The sequence below is a fragment of the Acidovorax sp. HMWF018 genome (genome assembly GCF_003061035.1).
Classification (GTDB): domain Bacteria; phylum Pseudomonadota; class Gammaproteobacteria; order Burkholderiales; family Burkholderiaceae_C; genus Acidovorax; species Acidovorax delafieldii.
In genome coordinates this window covers 1-5,357 of record NZ_QAIM01000140.1, presented here as the reverse complement: position 1 = coordinate 5,357, position 5,357 = coordinate 1, and the positions used below count along the sequence as shown (strand labels likewise).

Sequence of the window (5,357 nt, the reverse complement as noted above, 5' to 3'; positions counted from 1 at the left end):
GTGCTGAGCCAGCCCGGCACCGACGACGAAGAGGCGCGCGTGTTCGCCTTTGTGCGCATGCCCTTTGGCAATGCGGACGAAGGGCGCTTCATGGTGGTGGGGCTCTCGCAGCCGCTGGCCGTGGTGCAGGGCGAGGTGCTGGACCTGGGGCGCAGCATCCTCAAGATCCTGCTGGTGCTCAGCGTGGTGGGCGTGGCCCTGGCGGCCGGGGTGTCGCGCCTGGTGACCCAGCCGCTGCAGGCCATGGTGAAGGCGGCGCAGGCGTTTTCGCGCGGGGAGTCTCACGGCGCGCTGCCGGTGCACCGGGGCGACGAGGTGGGCGAGCTGGCCCGCAGCTTTCAGGACATGGAGCAGCAGATCAGCCGCCAGCTGGCCGAGCTGAACCTGAGCCGCGACGCCATGGCCCACCTGGCGCACCACGACGCACTCACCGGCCTGCCCAACCGCCGCATGTTCGAGCAGCGCCTGGCCCAGGTGCTGGAGCTGTCGCGCCGCAGCGGCCGCAGCTGTGCCCTGTTGTTCGTGGACCTGGACGACTTCAAGGCCATCAACGACACGCGCGGGCATGCCGTGGGCGACCTGGTGCTGCAGGCGGTGGCTCGCACCATCGTCGGCGCCGTGCGGCAGGTGGACACCGTGGCCCGGCTCGCCGGGGACGAGTTCACGGTGCTGTGCGAAAACGTGGATTCCGAAGAGGCCGCGCTGCAGATCGTGACCAAGCTGCAGCACGCGTTCGAGCCGCCACTGGACATCGACGGCGAACCCCTGGCCGTGCGCGCCAGCATCGGCCTGAGCCTGTTCCCCCGCGACGCGCAGGATGCGCGCACACTCATGGCCAGCGCCGATGCGGCCATGTACCGCATCAAGCAGAGCCACAAGCGAAGGCTGTGAGGCTGCGCATCGCAGTCCACACCGCGCTTGCGCCTGCCCGTGTTGCTTTCGTGTCAGCCTGCGGCGCTAGGCTGTGTGTCGTTCACCTTCTTGCACCGACCCATGACCTCCATCTTTGACCAGCACCTGCCTCGCAACGAAGCCAACTTTGCCGCCCTGTCGCCCCTGTCGTTCATCGAACGCACGGCCGAGGTCTACCCCGACCGTCTGGCCATCGTGCACGGCACGCTGCGTCAGACCTGGGCCCAGACCTACGCGCGCTGCCGCCAGCTGGCCAGCGCGCTGACCCAGGCCGGCATCGGCAAGAACGACACCGTGGCCGTGATGCTGCCCAACACGCCGCCGATGGTGGAGGCGCACTTTGGCGTGCCCATGGCGGGCGCGGTGCTCAACACCCTCAACACCCGGCTCGACCCGGAGGCCATCGCCTTCATGCTTGACCACGGCGAGGCCAAGGCCGTGATCGTGGACCCGGAGTTCACCGGCACCATGGCCAAGGCGCTGGCCCTGCGCACGGGCACCACGCCCATCCGCGTGATCGAGGTGCAGGACGCGCTCTACGGCCCCGCCGTGCACAACCTGGGCGGCACCGACTACGAAGCCTTTGTGGCCAGCGGCGATGCGGCCTTTGCCTGGAGCCTGCCCGCCGACGAGTGGGATGCGATTGCGCTGAACTACACCAGCGGCACCACCGGTAACCCCAAGGGCGTGGTCTACCACCACCGGGGCGCCGCCACCAACGCCATCAGCAACGTGCTGGAGTGGGACATGCCCAAGCACGCGGTGTACCTGTGGACCTTGCCCATGTTCCACTGCAACGGCTGGTGCTTTCCATGGACCATTGCGGCGCGTGCTGGCGTCAACGTTTGCCTGCGCCGGGTGGACGCGCAGGCCATCTTCGACGCCATCCGCAACCACGGTGTCACGCACTACTGCGGCGCGCCCATCGTGCACGGCCTGCTGGTCAACGCCCCCGATGCGATGAAGGTGGGCATCCCCGCAGGCGTCAAGGCCATGGTGGCGGGCGCCGCGCCACCGGCCTCGATGATCGAGGGCATGGAAAAAATGGGGTTCGACCTGACCCATGTGTACGGCCTGACCGAGGTGTATGGCCCCGCCACCGTGTGTGCCAAACACGAAGCCTGGGATCAGCTCGACATCGGCGAGCGCGCCCGCCTCAACGCCCGCCAGGGCGTGCGCTACCACCTGGAGCGCGATGTGCGCGTGCTCGACCCCGAGACCATGCTGCCCGTGCCACAGGACGGCGAAACCATGGGCGAGATCATGTTCAAGGGCAACATCGCCATGAAGGGCTACCTCAAGAACCCCAAGGCGACGGAAGAAGCGTTTGCAGGCGGCTGGTTCCACAGCGGCGACCTGGCCGTGCAGTACCCCGATGGCTACATCAAGATCAAGGACCGCAGCAAGGACATCATCATCTCGGGCGGCGAGAACATCTCGTCCATCGAGGTGGAAGACGTGCTCTACCGCCACCCCGACGTGCTGGCCGCCGCCGTGGCGGCCAAGCCCGACCCCAAGTGGGGCGAGACGCCCTGCGCGTTTGTGGAGCTGAAGGCCGGTGCGCAGACCACGCCCGAAGACATCGTGGCGCATTGCAAGAAGCACCTGGCGGGCTTCAAGGTGCCGCGTGCCGTGGTGTTTGGCGAGCTGCCCAAGACCAGCACCGGCAAGATCCAGAAGTTCGAGCTGCGCAAGCAGGCCGGGTCGGCGGCCGCCATCAACGTCTGATCACCCGGCTCAGCCAAAACCGCACGCCAGCGTCTGCCGGCCGCCATCGAGGTTGTATTCCGACTTCCAGTAGTGCCGGTCTTCGATGGCGGTGAACTCCACGCCAGGCCCGGTCGGGTAGGCCTTCGCGAAAGGGCGGCGCAGGATCACGAGCAACTCGCACCGGGGCGGCCAGTCCGCCACCTCGTCGATGACGTTGCCCTGCGCCAGTTCGGCCTCCAGGATCGCACGCAGCGGGGCGGCCAGCGCGGCGAGAACCTGCTGGCGGCTCATGCGCAGGGCTGGCTGGCGGCAAGGGGCCTCGCCGACCGTTGGGTCGCCGCATCGTCCAGCAGCTGCTGCAGCGCCTGCACCTGCCACTGGTGCTCTGGCTCAAACGCCGAGAGGTCTTGCACCGCATACCCGCCATAGGCATACACCGTGGCATAGGCCGCGTAGCTGGCGGCCTCCAGCGCCCGGCCCGCCAGCGCGTTGGCCACGGCGTAGGTGGCCGACACGGCGGCATGGGCCGACCCGTCCAGCGACTGCGAGCCCCGGTGGTGCGAGGCCACCGCTTTCAGCCGCTCTGCTGCGTTGGCCAAAGTGGCCGCATCCACTGTGCCCGCCGTGAACGCGGCCAGCACGTCGAGGCCGGCGATGGCCTCCGGATCTTCCAGCAGATGGCGCACGCGCTGCACACAGGCCAGGCCAAAGGCCAGGCGCAGCGGGGTGTGGGCGTCGCTGGCCAGCCCGCAGTCGGCTGCCAGTTGGGTGAGAGCGGCGTTCATGGCGTGAATCCTTTCCGGCGGCTGATCCATTTACAGAGTTTTGCTATCATTTACATAGCTTTTTGCGCAATCAGGATAAGCGCCAGGGCCTGTTTTTATCAAAATCCTGGAGCTGCGCAGCCGACGCAGGAAATTGTGGCGGCCCGTGGGCCGCGCGTCCAGCCGGGCAGAGGAGGTGGCGGCTTAGCTCGCTATGCTGCAAGGCCCTCCAGCCAGACCCGTGGCGACATGCCCACCTTCTGCGCAAACACGCGCGACAGCGCCGAGGGGTTGGCGTAACCCAGCTCGTTGGCAATCGACTTCAACGACCGTCCGCCGCGCAGATGGGCCTGCGCCAGCGTCAGCCGCCAGTGCGCCAGGTAGTCGGCGGGGGTGTCGCCCACCACCGCCTTGAAGCGGGCCGCAAACGCACTGCGCGACATGCCTGCCTGCGCAGCCATCTGCGCCAGGCTCCATGGTTGGCCCGGCGCATCGTGCAAGGCGGTGAGGGCGCGGGCCAGGGCAGGGTCGGCGAGACCCGTGAGCAGGCCGGGCGGCATGTGCGCCTGCTCGGGGTGGTCCAGCAACCAGCGCAGCAGTTGCAGCAGCACCACTTCAAACAGCCGGTCGGCCAGCACGCGGTGGCCGCAGCGCAGGCGGTCGGTTTCTGCAAACAACAAGTCCAGCGACTGCTGCAGACCGTCCACCGCGCCCAGCGACAGCACCACCAGCGGGGGCAGGGCGCGGGCCAGCGGGTGGCTGGCACCGCCGTCAAAGTCCAGTGCGGCGCAGGTGAAGTCCGACCCCTCGGTGGGCGCGTTGTGAAAGAAGTGCTCCAGCGGTCGGGCATAGAACAGCAGGCTGGGCTCGCACACCTGAAGCCGCTCGGGCGGGCCCGCCTGGGGCTGGTGCGTGACCACCATCTCGCCCTGGCGCAGCACATGCAAAAAGCCCCGGCCCGGCGCCGCCGCAAAGTGCGTCACGCCACACAGTGGCCCGTTGTGGAACAGGTGCGCCCGCACCCGAAACCGCTCCAGCAGCGGCGACAACCGGTCGAGCGGGGTGGAGGCCTGCGCGGGTGTAGGAACGCTTGGTGGCATGGTTTTGGATGATTGGGTATGAATTGTGGATTTTATGTGCCCAATGGTACACGCTGGCGCCGGACACTGCAGGGGTGCCGAGAACAGGCACAAGTTCTCACCAACCCTTCATGACCTTCAAGGAACACACCATGTCCGCTACTTCTCCTTCTGTCGCCCGCGTCCCTCTCGTCGACCGCACCGCCGCCACCGGCACTGTGCGCGCCGTGCTCGACCAGGTCCACGGAGCCTTTGGCGCCACGCCCAACATGTTCCGCGCCGTGGCCAATTCGCCCGCCGCGCTGCAAAGCATGTGGGGCGCGTTTGGTGCGCTGGGCGGCGGCGTGATCGGCGCTGCCCTGGGCGAGCAGATCGCCGTGGCCGTGGCCAACCGCAATGCCTGCGACTACTGCCTGGCCGCCCACACGGCCCTCGGCCGCAAGGCGGGCGTGAGTGGCGAGGCCCTGGCCGCCGCGCAGGCGGGCGAATCGGCCGACCCGCGCACGGCCGCCGTGCTGCGCTTTGTGCTGCAACTGGTCAACGAACGCGGCCAGGTCGATGCGGCCGATTTGGAGGCCCTGCGCGACCAGGGCGTGAACGGCGAGCAGATCGTCGAGATCGTGGCCCATGTGGCGCTCAACCTGTTCACCAACTACGTGAACGTGGCGCTGGCCGTGCCGGTGGACTTCCCCGGCGTTAAGCTGCGCCCGGCGCGTTGAACGAGGGGGCGGCGCGCGTCTGGCCGATGGCTGGGTGCGCGCCGCTTCTTTTGCTGCTGGCGCGGTCCTGTGGCGAAGCCATCGCAGGCAGTCCTTCGCAAAACCCATGCGTGCTTTTTTTGCACGCATGACCGGCTGCAAAGTCGTTTGTCAGCGCGGCAGACCTGCTGCAC

6 protein-coding genes are annotated in these 5,357 nt (G+C 68.0%); 3 read left to right on the top strand and 3 right to left on the bottom strand.

Features of this window, described 5'->3' with window-relative positions; translation table 11 throughout:
• Window positions 1–891: GGDEF domain-containing protein (locus DBR23_RS05410; protein WP_146191233.1), on the top strand; the 891-nt coding region annotated here is incomplete at its 5' end.
• A gap of 102 nt (window positions 892–993) precedes the next feature.
• The gene (locus tag DBR23_RS05405; RefSeq protein ID WP_108497553.1) at window positions 994–2,640 is read left to right on the top strand and encodes an acyl-CoA synthetase; all 1,647 of its coding nucleotides are present in this window, start codon (window positions 994–996) and stop codon (window positions 2,638–2,640) included.
• Between the two features lie 9 nt (window positions 2,641–2,649).
• On the opposite strand, the gene DBR23_RS05400 is transcribed toward DBR23_RS05405, so the two are convergent.
• From DBR23_RS05400 to DBR23_RS05390, 3 genes are all read right to left on the bottom strand, one after another.
• Window positions 2,650–2,913 (bottom strand): hypothetical protein, encoded by a 264-nt coding sequence (locus tag DBR23_RS05400; RefSeq protein WP_108497552.1) that lies wholly within the window; start codon window positions 2,911–2,913, stop codon window positions 2,650–2,652.
• Window positions 2,910–3,407, bottom strand: a complete 498-nt coding sequence (locus DBR23_RS05395) for a hypothetical protein (RefSeq protein WP_108497551.1) — start codon at window positions 3,405–3,407, stop codon at window positions 2,910–2,912. Before DBR23_RS05395 ends, DBR23_RS05400 begins: the two co-directional genes overlap by 4 nt.
• Window positions 3,408–3,598: 191 nt before the next feature.
• On the bottom strand, window positions 3,599–4,486 hold the full coding sequence (locus tag DBR23_RS05390) for an AraC family transcriptional regulator (RefSeq protein WP_108497550.1): 888 nt from the start codon (window positions 4,484–4,486) through the stop codon (window positions 3,599–3,601).
• A 131-nt stretch (window positions 4,487–4,617) separates the two neighbouring features.
• Between DBR23_RS05390 and DBR23_RS05385 the strand changes: the two genes are divergently transcribed.
• Entirely contained in the window at window positions 4,618–5,184 is a 567-nt protein-coding gene (locus tag DBR23_RS05385) for a carboxymuconolactone decarboxylase family protein (protein ID WP_108497554.1), read from the top strand.
• The last annotated feature ends 173 nt before the right edge of the window (window positions 5,185–5,357 follow it).